The organism is Streptomyces sp. NPDC006655 (assembly GCF_040703965.1).
In the GTDB taxonomy this organism is placed as follows: domain Bacteria; phylum Actinomycetota; class Actinomycetes; order Streptomycetales; family Streptomycetaceae; genus Streptomyces.
The window spans coordinates 1-18,161 of the sequence record NZ_JBEYJU010000040.1 but is presented as its reverse complement, the minus strand read 5'-3'; the positions used below and the strand labels follow the sequence as shown (position 1 = coordinate 18,161).

Genomic DNA, 18,161 nt, shown 5'->3' with positions numbered 1-18,161 from the left:
TTGGCGAAGACGCCGACATGGATCGGCCTCTTCGCCTGTCGCGCAAGTCAGACGGCTTTTGCGTCACCGTGCGGGTTGTCGCGTGTCCGCATCGAACTGCATCTGGGCACGGTCGAGCGCCTCATCGGCGTCATGGCCGTGGGAGCGAAGCCAGTGGAGGAGATCAGCGATGACATCGATCGCCACCTCCTCCGAGGCGACGCCACTCAGCCTGCTCGATCCCGCCAGATGGGTTGGCGATCCCGCGCTGTAGAGGTGCAGACAACTCACGGCTCTGGAGACCCGAATGTCCTCGCTGTGGCCGTTCACCTCTGTCAGTCCCGACGCGAGTTCGACCCATGTGATCTTGCGATCAGGCAGGAGCTGGACGCCCCAGCGTTCGGACATCGCAGCCACGAGAGCCATGCCGCGCCCCGCCTCGGCGTCGCTGGCCGAGTCGACCTGACGCGGTAAAGCCCGCGTGTCGGGATCATGGACTTCGATACGCAGGCGCGTACCGCTGACGGAGACGGCGAGAGTCGTCGGGGTACCAGGGCCCACGTGAGTGATCACGTTGGAAACGAGCTCGCTCAGGCAGAGCTGGGCCGACTCCGTCAGCTCCGCCAGCCCCCAGGAGTCCAGACGAGTCCGGAGCAGGCCCCGCAGCACGGCCACTCCCGCCGGCTCGGCAGCGAAAGAAAGATCCCAAGGTTCTCTCGGCGTACACGCATCGCAATCCATGTCCTACTCCTTTGTCCGCCGGTTTCGTTGCGCTGCTCGTGAAGCAGTGGCCTGTCACCCTGGCGCAGGCCACCCCTCCCAGGGCAGGAGAGAACAGGGGGCGTACGCGATGCGCTTCTGCTCGCTGTGCGTGAGCGGCGCGGTGTCCAAGCTAGAAGACTGCTTGGTAAATTTGCCACCCTCACCGGCAAATTAGCTCTTTCGTGGCTCGCAAGTCGCACAGCACGGCAGACTGCCCCCGAGCCCGAAACGGAAGGATCGACATGACCCCGAGGGCAGTACCGACGCAGCGCCAGAGGCGCCTCGGTCATGAGTTGCGCAGGATGCGGACGGCTGCGGGAGTGTCCGCGGAGCAGGCCGCGAACCTCCTCGGCGTAGACCGCGGAAAGATCTCCAACATGGAGTCCGGGGTCCGGACCATCAGCGAAGAACGTCTGCGCACCCTGGCTCACCACTGCCGTTGCGACGACGAGAAGTACGTGGCCGCCCTGGTCGAAATGGCCTCACCCAGCACCCCGGGCTGGTGGGAGCGGTATCGCGGAACTCTTCCTCAAGGCTTCCTGGACATCGCCGAGTTGGAGTGGCAGGCGGTTCGCATGCGCACTGCGTGCACCGTGCACATTCCTGGGCTGCTCCAAACGACCGAATACGCCCTCGCGGTCTTCCGCGCCGTCCTTCCGCAGCTGCCCGAACACGAGGTCGCCTTGAGAGCGGCTCACCGCAACAACCGCCAGGAGGTACTCGCCTCCGAGGCGGCTCCCACCTTCACAGGCATCGTGCACGAGGCGGCGCTGCGGATGCAGTTCGGGGGCCCCAGGGTCAGCCGCGCCCAGCTCGAACACCTGCTTGACCAGTCCGAGAGGCAGGATCGAACGGTTCTGGTCGTCCCCTTCACCAGCGGAGCCTTTCCCGGAGCAGGCCAGACCGTCCTGTACGCGGAAGGGCCGACGGAGCAGCTGGACACCGTGCAGATCGACAACTCCCACGGGCCGGACTTCCTCTACGGCGAGGCAGAATTGACCAAGTACCGGGCTCACTTGGATCGGCTGGAGGAGTTGGCCCTGTCCCCCGAGGACTCAAGAGCCTTCATCCAGGCCGTCGCACGCGAACTCTAGGAGAGGTCATGCCGGAGATTCAGTGGGAAGACCCGTTCTGCGGGGAAGGCAACTCGTGCTTCCGGATGGGCGTGGACGACTCCGGCAACGCGTACATAGCGGTGCAGGGCCAGGAGGACCGTTTCATCATGGACAGCCGGGACGCCCTGCGGACCATGATCCTCGATATCAAGGCCGGCAAGGCGGACCACCTGCTGAGGTGAGGCACCCCCAGGCAAACCTGCCCGGTTCCTCCACCTACCCGGCTACTCTCCTCCCATGATCCGCGCAGTCGTCTTCGACGTAGGTGAGTGCCTGGTAGACGAGACCCGGGAGTACGGAACCTGGGCCGACTGGCTCGGCGTGCCCCGGCACACGTTCCACGCGATGTTCGGGGCCGTGATCGCCCAAGGCCGTGACTACCGGGCCGTCTTCCAGGAGTTCCGCCCCGGCTTCGACCTCTACGAGGAGCGGGAGAAGCGGGCGAGCGCAGGGATGCCGGAGTCCTTCGGGGAGGAGGACCTCTACGCGGACGTCAGGCCTGCGCTCGCCGACTTGCGGGAGAACGGGCTCTGGCTCGGGATCGCCGGGAACCAGACCGTCCGGGCGGGCGGGATCCTGCGGGAGCTGTTCTCCAGTGATGTCGATCTGATCGGTACGTCGGACGACTGGGGCGCCAGTAAGCCCGACCTCGAGTTCTTCAAGCGGGTCGCCGACGCCGTGCCGTTCGACGTCGGCGAGATTCTTTACGTCGGGGACCGCTGCGACAACGACATCCGACCTGCGCGGCAGGCCGGCATGCAGACCGCCCTTGTGCACCGCGGGCCTTGGGCCACCATCCAGTGGAACGGGCACGAGGCCAGGGACCTCCCCACCTTCCGGGTCGAGGGTCTGCTTGAACTGGCGGACCTGGTCCGTCACTTCAACGCCCCAGCGCGCTGAGGGTCGTCGACCAGTCGTACAGGCGGTCGTCGAGGTCGCGAACGCAGCGCTCGGCCTGGTGGGGCGCGAGCGCTCGGCGTACCTCACGCACGCGGTCCATGCCCGTCGCGTACCAGGTGACCGCCAGCTGGTCGAGGGCCTTGGCCGCGTACTCGCACGCCTGCTCCGGGTTTCCCGACGCCGCTTCCACGGCTGCCAGGTCGCCGTACACCACCGAGCGCTGCTTGGCCTCGGACGGTGTCATCTCGTCCAGGGCCCGCAGCAGGCTCTCGCGAGCTTGCGGGAGATGGCCCGCGATCATTTGCGTGTTGCCCTTGAAGGCCGCCAGTCGGGCCGGGGAGAACCAGTCCAGCCATTCGGGCGAGGGGTGCTCGTTCCCCGCTGCCAACATGTCCTCGGCGTGGCCCAGGAGATGCAGCGCCGTGCGGCTGTTGCCCGAACGTGTCTCGCATTCGGCCTCCACCGCGTCGAGCCACGCCAGGAACTCCGCGGAGGCCGGTGCACGCCGGGCGTAGGTGCGGGCGGCCGTCATGCGTTCGAGCGCGCCGTCGCGATCCGCCACCCATCCCGGGACGAACGCCATGTGTGCGATGACCGCCGAACCCAGCAGCGCGTCGTCCGCCTCTCCCGCCGCCTGCAGTGCCAGCAGGAGGGTGTCGTTGGCCGTGGCCGGCTCGCGCAGGTCGAAGAACTCGATACGGCCTGCCAGAAGGTAGGTCTCCGCCATCGCGGCCGCGACCTCCCGACGTGTGGAGTCGGTCGTCTCCGGCAGCAGGGCACAGCCCAGGGTCGCCTGCGCGACGACGGCGGGGTGCAGTTCGGCCGGTGCGACCGACCAGTAGAGCCGACGGTGTGCGCGGGTCACCGCCATGAAGTCCGCGCCGGCCGTCGATGGCTGCGGCGTCACGACGGCTCTCCGGGGCACGGTCGTCCGGCGTCCCGGCGCTGTCGGACCGCCGGTGGCCAAGGTGCGCCGAACGTGCTCTGCGCTCTGCGGCCCGTCGGAACCCCACGGAGGCGTGAAGCCCAACGCCTCCATGCTCTGTCCGAGCAGGTGGACGAGAACGCGCTGGCAGTCCGGTTGCGGCCAGGGCGGGTTGTCCGACTCCCAGCGGCGGACCTGTCGTACACCGATCGACAACCCTCTGACACCCGTGTCCTTGGCGTGCTTGGTGAGCGCGTCCGCCAAATCCTGTTGGGAGTTGAACCCGGCGGCTACGCGCGCGGCCTTGAGTCTGATGTTGCCGGTGGGCCTGGGCACTGAGCACCTCCTGCTACGGCTCCTCCAACTCTCCCACACAGGGTCCTGTTTCAGACATGCCGTCCCTCTGAAGACGTCATGGAAGCCCTTGGCGAGTCCCCTTGATGGCCTTTTCAAGTCCTCGAAACGGGCGCTTGGTTACTGGACGCTTTAGGTCGTTCCCGGAACAGGAGGCAGTTGTGGACACACAAGAGGCCGTGGACAGAGCGATCGCAGAATGGCTGGCGCGGGCTCATCCGAACCCTGCGCAGGCCTGGCACGAGTGGGCGGTCCAAGGAGTCGCGCTGTTGCCGCTCGGAGATCGGTTCGCGGCGGTGCGCATGGCGTCCGAGGAGGTGCACGCCGCAGTGGATTCGAGCAACCCGGACCACGTCGCCGTCTGCCTCGGTCTCTTACTGGGCGGCTCGATCATCTACGACCGTCGTGCCACGGGAGGCACGTACTACGCCCTGATCCAAGGGCATGCCGGCCTGGTCTGGGCGTACGACGACATCGCCACATGCCTGGGACACGGCACCTATCTCGGCGTACCGCGACTCGACCGGCAACAGGCCCCCGGCACGTACTGGCTTGTCCCGCCGCGCTACGAGGGCGACCTGTGCACCCCGCGTTCCATCACCGGCCTGCTCAAGAGGGGGCGGTCACGGCCGGCCGCTCGCTCGGAAGTCTGACACTCCACCGCGTGGAACCTCGAAGGAAACGGTGAGAAAAGCTATGACGAAAACGGCAGTTCAGGCGCCCTGGGCCCTGAGGTTGGTGACCGATCGGCTGCCCGTCGGACCTCCCGCGTACGCGTCCGTCGTGCTCGACGGCGTCTCTCAGACCGCCGTGTACACGGACGCCTCCGGCCGGGTGGTCGAGATGGGGAAGCACGGGACGTCGAGGACGACGGGTACGGCGTCGGTCTCCGGTGGTGGGGACGGGCAGAAACCCCAGGCGCAGACGCAGGACGACAACACGACCGACTACGAGTCGGACTGAGCGGTGGGGGCCACTGTTCTCGTGCTCACCGCGCTGGAGGACGTCACCGCGGATCGGGTCGTCGAGGCTCTGAACGAGCGTGGTGCGATCGTCGTGCGCGTGGATCCGGGGGATGTCGGGCCGGACCTCGGCTTCGGGTTCCGGCTCGGTCGGGGCGAGGCGGGGTCGGGCGAGGAGGGGTGCGGCGGGTCGGTGTGGGGCGGGCGGTTGCGCACCGCCAGCCGGGAGGTGGAGGTGGCGGCCGTGACCGCGGTCTACTGGCGTCGGCCTACCCCGTACGCCGCCCGGTTCAGCCGGTTGCCCAGGCAGGCGCGGGAGTTCGCCGTAGCGGAGGCACGCCATGGGCTCGGGGGCGTGCTCCATGGCTTGCGCCGTGCGCTGTACGTGAATCACCCGGCCGCCGTGGCCCGCGCCGACTTCAAGCCCGTCCAGTTGCAGCGGTTCGTCGCGCTGGGTCTGCGTGTTCCGGCGACCCTGATCACCAACGACGTGACGGAGGCACGGAGGTTCGCCGCCGAGCACGGGCGCGTCGTCTACAAGTCCTTCCGGGGGTTGCCGGAGGGGACCGACGGGCGGGCCGGGGCGATCTGGGCCCAGCGGATCGACGCCGACGCCCTGGACGACTCCGTCTCGGTGACCGCGCACCTCTTTCAGGCCGAGGTGCCCAAGAGCGGGGATGTACGGGTCACCGTGGTCGGGCGTCGGGTGTTCGCTCAGCGGATCACCACACCGGATGGTGCGTTGGACTGGCGGCGGGGTGACTGGGGGCAGTTGGTGCACACTCCCGTCGTCGTCCCGGAGGCCGTGCGGGCCGCTCTGCACGGCTACCTGGACTCGTGCGGGCTGGTCTTCGGCTGTTTCGACTTCGCGCTCACCGGTGAGGGGACGGCTCCCGAGGACTGGTGGGCGATCGAGTGCAATCCGAACGGGCAGTGGGGGTGGCTTCCGGACGCGCCGGCCATCGCCGCCGCGTTCGCCGACATCCTGAGCGGGGAGGAAGGTGAGGGCCGTGACGACGCGAAGTGACGTTGAGATCGATGCCGTTCGGCTGCGGCGGGAGATGGCGGAGGGGCTCGCGCGGGACGGCTCGGTGGGTGATCTGCGGTGGCTGGCGACCGTTGCGGAGGTGCCTCGGCATCGGTTCGTGCCCGGGTTCTACCTCTCCGCCGGGAAACCCGACGAGCACGGGCTCACGGTGTGGGAGCCCGTCACCGCCGCACTCGACCCCGGGAAGTGGCTGGCCGCCGCGTATTCCGACGCCACGCTGATCACCCAGTTCGACGACCAGGAGCCGGACTGGGCCGCGCCCCGGATCCGGCACGGCGGGGCGCCGACCTCGTCCTCGACCTTGCCGTCCCTGGTCCTGCGGATGTGGGCCGACGCCGACGTGGCGGAAGGGCACACGGTGCTGGAGATCGGCACCGGCAGCGGTTACTCGACCGCGCTGGCGTGCGAGTGCCTCGGGTCCGCCGACGTGACGAGCATCGAGGTCGATCCGCACCGGCTGGCGGTGGCGGCGGACGCGCTGTACGGCTGCGGCTACACGCCGACCCTGGCCGTGGCGGACGGGCGGTACGGCTACTGGCCCGAGGCGCGCTTCGACCGGATCGTGGCCGCCTGTTCCTTCCGTTCCGTGCCGGACGCGCTCGTCGCGCAGACCCGGCCGGGCGGGAAGATCCTGCTCACGCTGTCGGGGTGGTTGTACGGGTACGCGCGCGTGCTCCTCACCGTCGCCGAGGACGGCACGGCCGAGGGGCCACTGCTGCCGGGCACCGTCTCCTTCATGTCGGTCCGGGCGCAGGCGGCCCCGGCCTTCGGGAACCCGGCCCACTGGGCCGCTGGACTGCCGGAGCGGGGCAGGCCGGCGCGATACGGGCCCGAGCGGATCTCGGCCGCCGATCCGGAGGCGTTTCACCTGCGCTTCCTCGCCCAGTGCGCGGTGCCGGACGCCCAGATGACCACCGTGGGAGGGGTCGTGCACCTGGTCGACGTCGTCCATGGCGCTGCCGCTTCGCTGACTCCGTGCGACGACGGTGGGTGGGAGGTGCGGGAGGCGGGGCCGGTGCGGTTGTGGGAGCGTGTGGAGGAGGTCGTGGCCGCCTTCGACTCCGCCGGTCGGCCGGGGCCTGGGCAGTTCTGTGTCCGGGTGTGCGGAGGTGAGCGGCGGCTGGCGCATCCGCAGATGTTCGGTCTTCAGTTGCCCAGGTTGTGAGTCGTGCCGAAGGCCGCCCCGACGAGCACGCTCCGGACTCTTCCCGCGCCTCGCAGTCGTACGGTTGCCCGGGCCGGTCGCCCGACGGCAATGACCAAGGGGCGACGATCCGGGCGGCAGTTGATCGAACACGCGCCCGCAACTCTGTTAGCTCGCGCTGGTGTTACCTTCCCTTCCCATGACGGAGCCGGAGCACCAGGATGAGACCAGGGCGGCCTACGACGGCGTTGTTGAGCTGTACGCGTCGATGTTCGCCGATCGGCTGGAGGGGCGTCCGCTCACGCGCGGCATGATCGGCTCCTTCGCCGAGCTGGTGCGCGCGACGGGGAACACGCGGGTGGCCGACGTCGGGTGCGGACCGGGGCATCTGACGGCCATGCTGCACGACCTGGGACTGAACGCCTTCGGGTTCGATCTGTCCCCGGGCATGGTCGAGCACGCCCGGCGGGCCCGTCCTGCGCTGCGGTTCGACGAGGCCCGGATGGAGGCCCTGCCCGTCGAGGACGGCACCCTCGGCGGCGTACTGGCCCACTACTCGATGATCCACACCCCCCCGGGGGAACTGCCCGCGTTGCTCGGCGAGCAGGCACGTGTCCTGGCACCGGGGGGTCTGCTGCTGGTCTCGTTCTTCGCGACCGACGGACCGGAACCGGTCCGCTTCGACCACAAGGTGACACCTGCCTACAGCTGGCCGGTGGACCGCTTCGCCGAGTTGCTGGCCGGGGCCGGGCTCATCACGTTCGCCCGTCTGATCCACGACCCCGCCTCAGAACGCGGCTTCCTCGACGCCCATTTGCTGACCCGCCTCAACTGATGCCGCCACGCGGATGCGGGCCACCGGAGCCTGGGAACACAGTCCGGCGGACGCTTGGCCACGCCACCACACCGCAAGTTCGAGTACCGAAAGCAACACGAGAAGCCGCGGGTCAGCAGCGAACGCCGCTGTTCATGAAGGGGTATCGGAAAGACTCGTCGTCCCAGATGTTCGGGTGCCCGAGTTCATGCATGATGTGGATCTGTAGGTCGTCGATATACGCCTTGATGAAGTCTCCCTCTTCGCAGCCGGGGTAACTTGCCTTCCAGTACCCAGCACTGTTGTAACCGCTCTCAAGCGGGGACAGTTGGTCGTACGTCGGAGACCCGTTCCTCAGCGTCTCGACCACACCAGCGCGCACCGTACAAATGGTCCGGTACGCGCCAAAAAAGTTCCCGTAGCACTTGAAGTTCTCAACCGACACCGTGACCTCATTCTGGTCCGCGTGGATGCAGAAATCGAATTTGACGGTGTCCGACGTGTCGTCAGCCCGGGCCTCTTGGTGCTCACACCGTTGAACGGCAGAGGCGGGAGAGGCCGCGAGGGGGACGACTCCGAGCGCCATCACCGCTACCGAGAGGAGGGTGGATGCCTTCTTCACGAAAACTCCTCATTTCTACTCGTGACGGTCGACGGGAAGGTATCCAGGCAGGAGGGGCGGCCCGCAATTGCAAAGGCCTTCGGTCGCTGTATTTTCACCCATTCAGTTCAGTAGCCCGACTGCCGCTTGGAGCAGCGATAGCCCTCCGCGCGTCTCACCCAGGACCGTCATCGCCAAAGCGGTCCTCACCTGGAGAGGCAACACTGAAAAGACTCAGTGGCTCGAACAGGCCGGCAGAATCGCGGACGCTTACGACCTGACCTTCAATTCATTGGGTGCGGCGGCCATGGCCAGGCCACAACTCTGGCAGTCGTTGCGGCCCCATACGGGATCTTGAGACCACAAGCAGCCCATGGCAGGCTCATGCCGCATGATCGATGAATTCGCGAAAGACAACCTGCACGGGAGACTGCGGAGGGACCGCGACGCGCTGCTCTGGAAACTCGACGGCGTGTCCGAATACGACGCCCGCCGACCGTTGACAGTGACGGGGACCAACCTCCTCGGCCTGGTCAAACACGTGGCCAGCGTCGAGGCCAGGTACTTCGGAGAGGTCTTCGGCCGCCCTTCCCCGGAACCGCTGCCCCGGTGGCAGGACTCCAACGGCAGCGACCTGTGGGCGACCGAGGACGAAACCCGCGATCAGATCATCGGGTTCTACCGGCGCACGTGGGAACACTCGGACGCGACGATCAGCGAACTTCCCCTCGACGCCCCCGGCCACGTGCCGTGGTGGCCGGAGCCATATGCCGACACGAACCTGTTCGCCATCATGGTCCATGTCCTCGGCGAGTCCATCCGGCATGCCGGGCACGCCGATATCCTGCGCGAGGGCCTCGACGGCCGGACTGGGCTGCGCCCCGAACACGAGAAGCAGATCGACGAGGAAGCCCGCGCAGCCTACTGCGCGAAGATCGAGCGGGCCGCCAGGTCGGCCGCACCAATCCAGGCGTAGAGGGTGTCTCACGTGGCTTGATGCTCGTGCGGCATGCTGCCGGTCTTGGGTGCTGATCTGTCGAAGCGTCTGGTTCCTGATGAACCGGTGGAGTCAAGTGCCGTCTGTTGGGGCGCGGTTGACGTGAGTTCATCGCCGGGAGGACCATCTCCTGGCGGACGTCGGCGGAGGAGCGCCGCGTGGGACGCGGGGCCGTGCGCATGCCGTTCGGGCCAGCTTCCGGTCCAGTCCGGTCCGGTCCGGTCCGGTCCGGTCCGGCCGATGAACCGGCGCCCCGTCAGATACGTCTTCCGCTCGACCACATCTGTTTTCTCTGAGGTCCGGGGACCCTTTATGAGCTCAAGCAATTCCAGACGCGAGGCCGTGTCGCGGCGTCACCGTCCGGCCGTGCTGACCGCCGTCGCCGCGCTCGCCGTCGCGGGTGCGGCGGCCGTGCCGGTGCCGGCGTCGGCGGCCGGTGGGGCCGCGGGCGCGGCCACCACCTTGCAGCAGGACTTCGCGGCGGCCGCCGACGCCTACCACGTGCCCCGGCAGGTGCTGCTCGCCGTGGCGTACCAGGAGTCGGCCTGGGACACGCACGCCGGGGCGTACAGCGCGGACGGCGGGTACGGGCCGATGCACCTCACGGACGTCACCCCCGCGATGATGGCCGGGGGCGGCGCGGGAGCAGCCGGGCGTGGGGAGTTGGCGAAGCTGGCCGCCGATCCGGCCCTGCACACCCTCCAGGCCGCCGCCGAGCTGACCGGTCTGTCGGCGGCGGAGTTGCGCAGCGACCCGTCGGCCAACATCCGCGGCGGTGCCGCGCTGCTCGCCTCGTACCAGAAGGCCGCCACCGGCGCCGTCTCCGCGGATCCCGGCAACTGGTACGCGGCCGTGGCCCGTTACAGCCAGTCCGGGCGGCGGCAGGGCGCCGCCGCCTTCGCCGGGCGGGTGTTCGCCACCGTCAAGGCCGGGGCCGCGCGCACCACGGCCGACGGGGAGCGCGTGCGGCTGGCCGCCGACAGCGGTGTCCGGCCGGACACGGGGCAGTTGGCCGGCCTGCACCTGAAGGCCGCGGTGACCGCGGACACCGAGTGCCCCGCCACCGTCGCGTGCACCTTCGTCCCGGCGGCGGCGTCCAACGGCCAGGTGTCCAACCGCCCCGCCAACGGCATCCGCATCGACAGCATCGTCATCCACGACACCGAGACGTCGTACGACGCCGCCGTCAACTACTTCCAGCAGCCGAAGGGGACCGCCGCGCACTACGTCATGCGGTCCTCCGACGGCGCGGTGACGCAGATGGTGCCGACCAAGGACCTCGCCTTCCAGGCGGGCAACTACTCGACCAACATGCACTCGATCGGCATCGAGCACGAGGGGTACGCCGCGCACGGCGGCACCTGGTACACCGAGGCGCAGTACGAGGCCACGGCCGAGTTGGTGCGGTACCTCGCCGACCGGTTCGGCATACCGCTGGACCGGCAGCACATCCTCGGGCACGACAACGTCGCCGGTCCGAACTCCTCGCTCGTCTCCGGCATGCACTGGGATCCGGGCCCGTCGTGGGACTGGAACCACTTCATGAGCCTGCTCGGGGTGCACACCGGGTGGCACGGCGTCGGCCCGGTCGGCTCGGTGGTCACCATCGCGCCCCGGTTCCACGAGAACCTTCAGACCGTGCAGATCTGCCCCTCCGACGACCCGACCGGCGCCACCACCGCGTGCACCGAGACCCAGCAGCCGTCGAACTTCGTCTACCTGCGCACCGAGCCCAGCGACACCGCCCCGCTCTTCGGGGACCAGGCGCTGCACCCGGGCGCGGCCGGTACCGACCGGATCAACGACTGGGGCGCCACGGCGGCGGCCGGACAGCAGTTCGTGGTCGCCGACCAGGACGGTGACTGGACGGCCGTCTGGTACGGCGGCTCGAAGGTGTGGTTCTACAACCCGCACGGCTGCAACACCGCGCCCGCGCACGGGGTGAAGGTGATCTCGGCGGCCGGTACGGCCCCGGTGGCGGTGTACGGCTCCAGCTACCCGGACGCCGCCGAGTACCCGGCGGGGCTCTCGCCGTCGACGCAGGCGCCGCTCAGCATGTACACCGTCCCGGCCGGTCAGGCCTACGTGGCCACCGTGGCGCCGTCCCTCACGCAGGACTTCTTCGCCTCCAGCGGCGCGGTCGTCACCGGGGCGAAGGCGATGTACACCATCCAGTACAACCACCGGGTGGCGCTCGTGTACGCCTCGGACGTCACCGCCTCGGACGTCACCGCCACGGACGGCTGACGCCCACCGGCAGCACGCACAACCGGCAGAACACAGGCAACCGGCAGCGCACAGGCACGCAATCGGTGCCCAGGGGGTTCCGGCCTCCTGGGCACCGCTCGTGTCCGGCGGTCAGAGGGCCGTCGCGGCCCTGACGAGTCCGGCGACCGCTCTCGACCTGCTGTGGGGCGGCCAGGCGATCACGGTGGTGACGGGCGGGGCGTCCAGGACCGGTACGACCGCGAGGTCCTCGCGGAGTTGGGTACGGCAGGACTCCGGCGCCACCCAGCAGGCGCGGCCGAGTGCGATCAGCTGGTACAGCTGGGCGTGGTCGCGGGCCTGGGGGCCGGGGCCGTCCGGGTAGGTGCCGTCCGGGCGGGGCCAGCGGGGCAGGGGCAGGCCGGGCAGGTCGGTGACGTCGGCCAGCCGGACGTGGGGGCGGGTGGTGAGGGGGTGCCCGGCGGGCAGGACCAGGACCTGGTTCTCCGTCAGCAGTTCCTCGGTGTCCAGGCCCGCCGTGGAGTCGAACGGCAGGTGCAGCAGGGCCACGTCGGCGCGGCCGTCGCGCAGCATGTGCTCCTGTTCGCCGATGCCGCACAGGAGGAGGTCGACGGTGACCGCGTCGGGTTCGGCGGCGTAGGCGTCGAGGAGTTTCGCCAGGAGTTCGCCGGAGGCGCCCGCCTTCGTGGCGAGGACCACGCCGGGCCGGCCGGTCGCGGCGAGAGCGGCTCGGCGGGTGCGGCGCTCGGCCGCCGCCACGGCGTCCAGGGCGGCGCGGGCCTCGCGCAGGAGCACCGAACCGGCGTCGGTCAGGGTGACCGCGCGGCTGGTGCGTTCCAGCAGGGTCGCGCCGAGGCGCCGTTCCAGCAGGGCGATCGCCCGGGACAGCGGGGGCTGGGCGATGCCGAGCCGGTCGGCGGCCCTGCCGAAGTGCAGTTCCTCGGCGACGGCCACGAAATAGCGCAGCTCACGCGTCTCCACCTCGCCATGCTACTGCGGCCGGCCGGGATCGATACCCGGTGGGTATCGCCGGCCACCCGATCGGTGTTGGCCGGGCCGGGGCTGCCGGGACCAGGATCGACGGTATGAGCGAACAGGACAACGAACCGGACAACGAGCAGGTGAGCGGGCAGATGAACGGACAGACGGGCGGCCAGGCGGACGGACCGGCGGGCGGCCAGGCGGGCGGCCAGGCGGGCGGACCTGTGGGCGGGCAGGCGGGCGGACCGGTGGGCGGGCAGACGGTCGCGCTGGTGACCGGTGCGAACAAGGGCATCGGATACGAGATCGCGGCGGGACTCGGCGCCCTCGGCTGGCGGGTCGGGGTCGGTGCCCGGAGCGAGGAGGCGCGCGAGGGTGCCGTGGCCAAGCTGCGGGCGGCCGGCGCGGACGCGTTCGGCGTGCCGCTGGACGTGACCGACGACGCGAGCGTGGCCGCTGCCGCCGCGCTGATCGAGGAGCGCGCCGGACGGCTCGACGTGCTGGTGAACAACGCCGGGATCACCGGCGGCCCGGAGCAGCTGCCCACCACGGTGGACGTCGCGGCGGTACGGGCGGCGGTGGAGACCAACGTCATCGGCGTCATCCGGGTCACCAACGCGATGCTGCCGCTGCTGCGCCGCTCGGCGTCGCCGCGGATCGTGAACATGTCCAGCAGCGTCGGCTCCCTCACCCGGCAGACCACCCCGGGCGCCGAGACGGGCCCGATCTCGGTGGCCTACGCGCCGTCCAAGACGTTCCTCAACGCCGTCACCGTGCAGTACGCCAAGGAGCTGGCCGGCACGAACATCCTGATCAACGCGGCCTGCCCGGGCTACTGCGCGACCGATCTCAACGGCTTCCGCGGTGTCCGCACCCCGGAACAGGGCGCGGCGATCGCGCTCCGGCTCGCCACCCTGCCGGACGACGGCCCGACCGGCGGTTACTTCGACGACGAGGGGGAGCTGCCCTGGTGACGACGAGGGAGACCACCCCGGTGCCATGATGTGGGCATGACGCTGATCCACGGGGAAGTCGCGGCCGGGTTCGAGGGTGTACGGGAGGCGTTCGCCGCCAACTTCGAGCGGCTCGGGGATGTCGGGGCGGCCGTGTGCGTGTACCGGGACGGGCGGCCGGTGGTGGACCTGTGGGGCGGGGTCGCCGATCCCGGTACCGGGCGGCCCTGGGAGCGGGACACCTTGCAGCTGGTGTACTCGGCGACCAAGGGAGCCACCGCCACCGCCGCCCATCTGCTGGCCCAGCGCGGGGAGTTGGACCTCGACGCGCCGGTGGCCGCGTACTGGCCCGAGTTCGCGGCGAACGGCAAGGCGGACCTTCCGGTGCGGTGGTTGCTGTCGCACCGCGCCGGGCTGGTCACGCTGGACCGGCCGGTGCCGCTCGACGACGCGCTCGGATGGGACGCGATGGTGGCCGCGTTGGCCGCGCAACGGCCGCAGTGGGAACCGGGGACCGCGCACGGCTACCACGGGCGGACCTACGGGTGGCTGGTCGGGGAGGTGATCCGGCGGGTGTCCGGCCGTACGCCCGGCCGGTTCTTCGCCGAGGAGGTCGCCGGGCCGCTCGGGCTGGACTTCTTCATCGGGCTGCCGGCGGCCGAGCGGGGGCGGGTCAGCCGGATGGTGTACCCGAAGCCGGAGGTCGACCTGAGCACCGTACCGCTGGACGCCGTGCCGCCCGAGGCGCGCGAGTTCGTCGCGGCGTTGCAGGATCCGCGGTCGCTGAGCAACCGGGCGTTCGCCCTCACGGATCCCGCCGAGATCGACTTCAACTCGGCCGAGGTGCAGGCCGCCGAGATCCCCGCGTCCAACGGGATCTGCACCGCGCGCGGCCTCGCCCGGATGTACGCCGCGCTGGTCGGTGAGGTGGACGGGGTGCGGCTGTTCAGCCCCGAGACCCTGGCGGCGGCGACCGCGGAGCAGGCCGCCGGGACGGACAAGGTCATCATGTTCCCGGTCCGCTTCGCCTCCGGTTACATGCTGCCCGTCGAGACGAACCCCCTGACCGGTCCGCGCGCCTTCGGCCATCCCGGCCGGGGTGGCTCGCTGGGTTTCGCCGACCCCGAACACGGCGTCGCCTTCGGTTACGTCATGAACAGCATCGTCGAGGGCGCCGAGGACCCCCGCGCGACCGCACTCGTCGACGCGGTACGGGCGGCGCTGGCCTAGGGAGGCGGGCCGCGCCGGAACAGGGGGCGGGGTACCGGCTGGTCGTCGCCGATCTTCCGCCCGGGTGGGCGCATGGTTAGAGTCGGCGGCATGGACGGGGTCGTGGTCGCAGTCAGTCGTAACGGGGTCTACTCCTTCACCAAGCCGAACCGGGAGAGCATCACGCTGCTCGCCGGGCTCGGGGTGGAGGGGGACGTCCATGCCGGGGTCACGGTGAAGCACCGCTCGCGGGTGGCGCGGGACCCGGACCATCCGAACCTGCGTCAGGTGCACCTGATCCACGAGGAGTTGTTCGCGGAGGTGGCGGGCGCCGGGTTCCGGGTGGGGGCCGGGGAGCTCGGGGAGAACATCACCACCCGCGGCCTGGATCTGCTGGGGCTGCCGACCGGGACACTGCTGCGGATCGGGGAGCAGGCCGTGGTGGAGGTGACCGGGCTGCGCAATCCGTGCGCGCAGATCGACGGCTTCCAGCAGGGGCTGCTGAAGCAGGTGGTCGGGCGGGACGAGAGCGGGCGGACCGTCCGTAAGGCCGGGGTGATGAGCGTGGTGACGGTGGGGGGTGTGGTGCGGCCCGGGGACGTGATCCGGGTGGAGCTGCCGCAGGGGGTCCACCGGCCGCTGGACCGGGTCTGAGACCGCTCTGAGTTTTCTTCGCGTCTCCTGAAACATTCTCCCCTGCCCACCGCATCAATGGGGTGGAGCGGCCGGCACGGTGCCGGGGACGGGGGAGCTTGCGGATGAGTCAGGGCAGCGGCGTGGAGGACTACGCCGAGTTCGCCGCGGCGCGGGCCGGGCACCTGTACCGGTCCGCCTGCCTGCTCACCGCCGGGGACACGCACCTCGCCGAGGACCTGGTCCAGGAGGCCCTCGGCCGGATCTACGTCCGCTGGGGGCGCGTCTCGCGCGTCGGCAACCCCGCCGGGTACGCGCAGACGGTCCTCACCCGGACGTTCCTCGCCCACCGGCGGCGGTTCAGCAGCCGGGAGCGGGCGCGGGACTCCCTCCCGGAGCAGGTGGCCGCCGGTTCCGACCCGTCCCTGCGGCTGACCCTCCTCGACGCGCTCGCCCGGCTGCCCGCCAAGGACCGGGCCGTGGTCGTCCTGCGGTACTGGGAGGACCGGTCGATACACGAGACCGCGGACGCGCTCAACGTGAGCTCGGCCGCCGTCCGTACGCGGTGCGTGCGGGCCCTGGCCCGGCTGCGCGAGCTGCTCGGCGAGGACCTCGCCGAATACGCCCGCCCCTGACCTCAGACCTTCCCGACCCCAGACCTTCCCGACCCCAGATCTTGTGGAAACGGTGGTTCGTCATGCCCGTCGAACAGCGGCACAGCGACAGCGACAGCGACAGCGATCCCTTCGAGCGTGAGCTCTCCGCCGCCCTGCACCACGCCGGGGCCGACTTCGACACCGACCGGGCCGCGCTGGCCGCCGCCGGGACGGTCCGGGGGCGGCGGCTGCGGCAGCGGCGGCGGGCCGCCGTCCTGGGCGGCGCGGCGGGGGTCGCGCTCGTCGGCGTGGGCGGCGCGCTGGCGGTGGACTGGGGCGGCGGCCCGTCGGCGCCCGCGCGGCCGCCCGCCGCCGCGAGCACCACCCCCGAGGTCGCCTCCTCCGCCGCCGGGCGGGACGTCACCTCGGACGACATGATCCGCACGCTGGAGAGACTGCTGCCGAAGGGGACGTTCGCCAACGCGCAGGGGCGCGGCGTCGACCCGAACGAGCCGCTCGTGGATCCGTACGCGCAGGTCGTGTACGACGACGGGCACGGGGCCGCCGCCGTCAGCGTCGCCGTGAACCGGGTGCGGCCCGGCGGGTACGACGCCCGGCAGGCCACCCGGTGCCCCGACAAGGTCTACATCCCCTACGACAGCTGCGTCACCAGCCATCTGCCCGACGCCTCCGTCGTGACCGTGATGAAGGGGTACGAGTATCCCGACCGGCGGGTGGACACCAGGCTCTGGACCGCGAACCTGGTCACCCCGGACGGCCACCACGTCACCGTCAGCGAGTGGAACGCCGCCGCCGAGAAGGACGCGCCGATCAGTCGGGCGCAACCTCCGCTTTCCGCGGCCCAGTTGAAGAAGCTCGCGGCCGCCAAGGAGTGGCGGGGGGTGGTCGACGCCATCCCGCAGGACCCCCGAGGGACCCAGGAGCCGCCCGCCTCCGTGGAGGAGGACGGCAAGGCGATCGCGGGGACCCTCGTGTCGCTGATCCCCACGTCGGTGAAGGTGGTGGGGCGCGCCGAGGGGGACGACGACAGTCAGTTCACCTACGTCGTCGTCGACGACGGGCACGGCCGGAGCCTCGTCCAGATCAACGTGCAGCCGAACATGTCCGACGTCGCGAACCAGCTGTTCGGCGCCGGGTCCGAGACCCTTCCCGACGGGACCCGGGTCGCCGAGCACAAGGCGCCCGGGGAGAAGGGGATCGCCGGGGTCGTGATGTGGACCGTCGACACCCTGCGCGAGGACGGCTTCCGGGTGGTGATCAGCGCCTTCAACGCCGGCACCCAGCACAGCTCCCCGACCCGCACGACGCCGGCGCTCACCATGAAGCAGCTCCGCGCCATAGCCCTCAGCCCGCGCTGGCGGTCCTGAGGCCGCCGGGGTGCCCCGGGTCGGCCCAGGTCCGCTCGGTGGGGTCGGTCCGGTCGGTGCGGTAGTCGCCGGGTTAGCCTCGGGGGATCCAGACAGAGGGAGAGAGCAATGGCCAGGGTTCCCAGTTCGGTGATCGCCGCGAGCGGGCTCGTCGGAGGGTACGGCGTCGCGCGCTGGACGAAGCAGCGGCCGCTGGGCGGGGCCGTGCTGGCCGTCGCCGGGGCCGCGGCCGCGCAGCAGTGGCGGCAGCGGGCGGGCGGGAAGGCGGCCGGGGCGCTGTCCGCCGCGTACGTCGCCGCGTTCGCCGGGTCGCACCCGCTGGCCAAGAAGGTCGGCGCCTGGCCGTCCGTCCTCGGCGTGGCGGGAGCGGTGGCCCTGGCGTCCTGGGCCGTCGCCGACCGCAGGGGCTGAGCTCCGCACCGGCGGCCTGACGGGCGAGCCCGGCGCCGAGTCGCGTGGCCGAAGGGGGCGGATGGATCCGTCGTGCGCGGGTGCGGGTACGTCGTGGCCGGTCGCGCAGTTCCTCCCCCAGCCTTCGGCCGGGGGTGCCCCCAGCGCCCCTTTCAGGGGCGTC

At 70.6% G+C, this 18,161-nt stretch carries 20 protein-coding genes; 16 read left to right on the top strand and 4 right to left on the bottom strand.

Translation table 11 applies throughout. From position 1 onward, the window contains the following. Positions 1 to 63: 63 nt before the first annotated feature. Positions 64 to 720 carry an ATP-binding protein gene (locus tag AB0958_RS23295; RefSeq protein ID WP_366892382.1) on the bottom strand — a complete coding sequence of 219 codons (657 nt, stop codon included), beginning with the start codon at positions 718 to 720 and terminating at the stop codon, positions 64 to 66. A 263-nt stretch (positions 721 to 983) separates the two neighbouring features. Between AB0958_RS23295 and AB0958_RS23290 the strand changes: the two genes are divergently transcribed. Genes AB0958_RS23290 through AB0958_RS23280 form a run of 3 tightly spaced genes read left to right on the top strand, consistent with a single transcriptional unit; the run spans position 984 to position 2,756 of the window. Further along, positions 984 to 1,835: a helix-turn-helix transcriptional regulator gene (locus tag AB0958_RS23290; RefSeq protein WP_366892381.1), complete on the top strand. Its 852-nt coding sequence runs from the start codon at positions 984 to 986 to the stop codon at positions 1,833 to 1,835. Positions 1,836 to 1,843: 8 nt separating this feature from the next. Further along, positions 1,844 to 2,038, top strand: a complete 195-nt coding sequence (locus AB0958_RS23285; RefSeq protein ID WP_366892380.1) for a hypothetical protein — start codon at positions 1,844 to 1,846, stop codon at positions 2,036 to 2,038. A gap of 55 nt (positions 2,039 to 2,093) precedes the next feature. After that, positions 2,094 to 2,756 (top strand): HAD family hydrolase, encoded by a 663-nt coding sequence (locus AB0958_RS23280; protein WP_366892379.1) that lies wholly within the window; start codon positions 2,094 to 2,096, stop codon positions 2,754 to 2,756. On the opposite strand, the gene AB0958_RS23275 is transcribed toward AB0958_RS23280, so the two are convergent. Then, on the bottom strand, positions 2,737 to 4,017 hold the full coding sequence (locus tag AB0958_RS23275; protein ID WP_366892378.1) for a tetratricopeptide repeat protein: 1,281 nt from the start codon (positions 4,015 to 4,017) through the stop codon (positions 2,737 to 2,739). The genes AB0958_RS23280 and AB0958_RS23275 overlap by 20 nt on opposite strands. A gap of 287 nt (positions 4,018 to 4,304) precedes the next feature. On the opposite strand from AB0958_RS23275, the gene AB0958_RS23270 reads away from it, so the two are divergent. The 5 genes from AB0958_RS23270 (at position 4,305) to AB0958_RS23250 (ending at position 8,024) form a co-directional block, all read left to right on the top strand. After that, positions 4,305 to 4,688 carry a hypothetical protein gene (locus tag AB0958_RS23270; RefSeq protein WP_366892377.1) on the top strand — a complete coding sequence of 128 codons (384 nt, stop codon included), beginning with the start codon at positions 4,305 to 4,307 and terminating at the stop codon, positions 4,686 to 4,688. A 76-nt stretch (positions 4,689 to 4,764) separates the two neighbouring features. Next, a complete protein-coding gene (locus AB0958_RS23265) occupies positions 4,765 to 4,998 on the top strand; it encodes a putative ATP-grasp-modified RiPP (RefSeq protein WP_366892430.1) in 234 nt (77 codons plus the stop codon). Between the two features lie 3 nt (positions 4,999 to 5,001). Next, the gene (tgmB, locus tag AB0958_RS23260; protein ID WP_366892376.1) at positions 5,002 to 6,024 is read left to right on the top strand and encodes an ATP-grasp ribosomal peptide maturase; all 1,023 of its coding nucleotides are present in this window, start codon (positions 5,002 to 5,004) and stop codon (positions 6,022 to 6,024) included. After that, entirely contained in the window at positions 6,008 to 7,210 is a 1,203-nt protein-coding gene (gene tgmC / locus AB0958_RS23255; RefSeq protein WP_366892375.1) for an ATP-grasp peptide maturase system methyltransferase, read from the top strand. Before tgmB ends, tgmC begins: the two co-directional genes overlap by 17 nt. A 178-nt stretch (positions 7,211 to 7,388) precedes the next feature. Continuing rightward, positions 7,389 to 8,024, top strand: coding sequence for a class I SAM-dependent methyltransferase (locus AB0958_RS23250; protein WP_366892374.1), 636 nt, complete (start codon positions 7,389 to 7,391; stop codon positions 8,022 to 8,024). A gap of 112 nt (positions 8,025 to 8,136) precedes the next feature. On the opposite strand, the gene AB0958_RS23245 is transcribed toward AB0958_RS23250, so the two are convergent. Next, positions 8,137 to 8,625, bottom strand: a complete 489-nt coding sequence (locus tag AB0958_RS23245; RefSeq protein WP_366892373.1) for a hypothetical protein — start codon at positions 8,623 to 8,625, stop codon at positions 8,137 to 8,139. Between the two features lie 370 nt (positions 8,626 to 8,995). Here AB0958_RS23245 and AB0958_RS23240 point away from each other — a divergent pair, with 370 nt between their 5' ends. Both AB0958_RS23240 and AB0958_RS23235 read left to right on the top strand, forming a co-directional pair. Continuing rightward, entirely contained in the window at positions 8,996 to 9,580 is a 585-nt protein-coding gene (locus tag AB0958_RS23240) for a DinB family protein (protein WP_366892429.1), read from the top strand. Positions 9,581 to 9,913: 333 nt separating this feature from the next. Beyond that, on the top strand, positions 9,914 to 11,848 hold the full coding sequence (locus AB0958_RS23235) for an N-acetylmuramoyl-L-alanine amidase (RefSeq protein ID WP_366892371.1): 1,935 nt from the start codon (positions 9,914 to 9,916) through the stop codon (positions 11,846 to 11,848). Between the two features lie 111 nt (positions 11,849 to 11,959). Here the strand turns inward: AB0958_RS23235 and AB0958_RS23230 are convergent, their stop codons facing one another. Further along, entirely contained in the window at positions 11,960 to 12,808 is an 849-nt protein-coding gene (locus AB0958_RS23230; RefSeq protein ID WP_366892370.1) for a LysR family transcriptional regulator, read from the bottom strand. 248 nt (positions 12,809 to 13,056) lie between these two features. Here AB0958_RS23230 and AB0958_RS23225 point away from each other — a divergent pair, with 248 nt between their 5' ends. From AB0958_RS23225 to AB0958_RS23200, 6 genes are all read left to right on the top strand, one after another. Further along, positions 13,057 to 13,782 (top strand): SDR family oxidoreductase, encoded by a 726-nt coding sequence (locus tag AB0958_RS23225; RefSeq protein ID WP_366892428.1) that lies wholly within the window; start codon positions 13,057 to 13,059, stop codon positions 13,780 to 13,782. A 36-nt stretch (positions 13,783 to 13,818) separates the two neighbouring features. Continuing rightward, entirely contained in the window at positions 13,819 to 14,991 is a 1,173-nt protein-coding gene (locus AB0958_RS23220) for a serine hydrolase domain-containing protein (RefSeq protein WP_366892369.1), read from the top strand. A 90-nt stretch (positions 14,992 to 15,081) separates the two neighbouring features. Then, on the top strand, positions 15,082 to 15,624 hold the full coding sequence (locus tag AB0958_RS23215; RefSeq protein WP_366892368.1) for an MOSC domain-containing protein: 543 nt from the start codon (positions 15,082 to 15,084) through the stop codon (positions 15,622 to 15,624). Positions 15,625 to 15,728: 104 nt separating this feature from the next. Then, on the top strand, positions 15,729 to 16,238 hold the full coding sequence (locus AB0958_RS23210; protein WP_366892367.1) for a SigE family RNA polymerase sigma factor: 510 nt from the start codon (positions 15,729 to 15,731) through the stop codon (positions 16,236 to 16,238). A gap of 62 nt (positions 16,239 to 16,300) precedes the next feature. Then, on the top strand, positions 16,301 to 17,587 hold the full coding sequence (locus AB0958_RS23205) for a hypothetical protein (protein WP_366892366.1): 1,287 nt from the start codon (positions 16,301 to 16,303) through the stop codon (positions 17,585 to 17,587). A gap of 108 nt (positions 17,588 to 17,695) precedes the next feature. After that, positions 17,696 to 17,998, top strand: coding sequence for a hypothetical protein (locus AB0958_RS23200; protein ID WP_132890588.1), 303 nt, complete (start codon positions 17,696 to 17,698; stop codon positions 17,996 to 17,998). Positions 17,999 to 18,161 lie beyond the last annotated feature (163 nt).

Bases quoted from the DNA above. Each gene is read 5' to 3' on its own strand.
- AB0958_RS23280 (WP_366892379.1), top strand. From the start codon at position 2,094: ATGATCCGCGCAGTCGTCTTCGACGTAGGTGAGTGCCTGGTAGACGAG.
- AB0958_RS23295 (WP_366892382.1), bottom strand. From the start codon at position 720: ATGGATTGCGATGCGTGTACGCCGAGAGAACCTTGGGATCTTTCTTTC.
- AB0958_RS23240 (WP_366892429.1), top strand. From the start codon at position 8,996: ATGATCGATGAATTCGCGAAAGACAACCTGCACGGGAGACTGCGGAGG.
- AB0958_RS23285 (WP_366892380.1), top strand. From the start codon at position 1,844: ATGCCGGAGATTCAGTGGGAAGACCCGTTCTGCGGGGAAGGCAACTCG.
- AB0958_RS23290 (WP_366892381.1), top strand. From the start codon at position 984: ATGACCCCGAGGGCAGTACCGACGCAGCGCCAGAGGCGCCTCGGTCAT.
- AB0958_RS23200 (WP_132890588.1), top strand. From the start codon at position 17,696: ATGGCCAGGGTTCCCAGTTCGGTGATCGCCGCGAGCGGGCTCGTCGGA.
- AB0958_RS23235 (WP_366892371.1), top strand. From the start codon at position 9,914: ATGAGCTCAAGCAATTCCAGACGCGAGGCCGTGTCGCGGCGTCACCGT.
- AB0958_RS23215 (WP_366892368.1), top strand. From the start codon at position 15,082: ATGGACGGGGTCGTGGTCGCAGTCAGTCGTAACGGGGTCTACTCCTTC.
- AB0958_RS23210 (WP_366892367.1), top strand. From the start codon at position 15,729: ATGAGTCAGGGCAGCGGCGTGGAGGACTACGCCGAGTTCGCCGCGGCG.
- AB0958_RS23250 (WP_366892374.1), top strand. From the start codon at position 7,389: ATGACGGAGCCGGAGCACCAGGATGAGACCAGGGCGGCCTACGACGGC.
- AB0958_RS23220 (WP_366892369.1), top strand. From the start codon at position 13,819: ATGACGCTGATCCACGGGGAAGTCGCGGCCGGGTTCGAGGGTGTACGG.
- AB0958_RS23205 (WP_366892366.1), top strand. From the start codon at position 16,301: ATGCCCGTCGAACAGCGGCACAGCGACAGCGACAGCGACAGCGATCCC.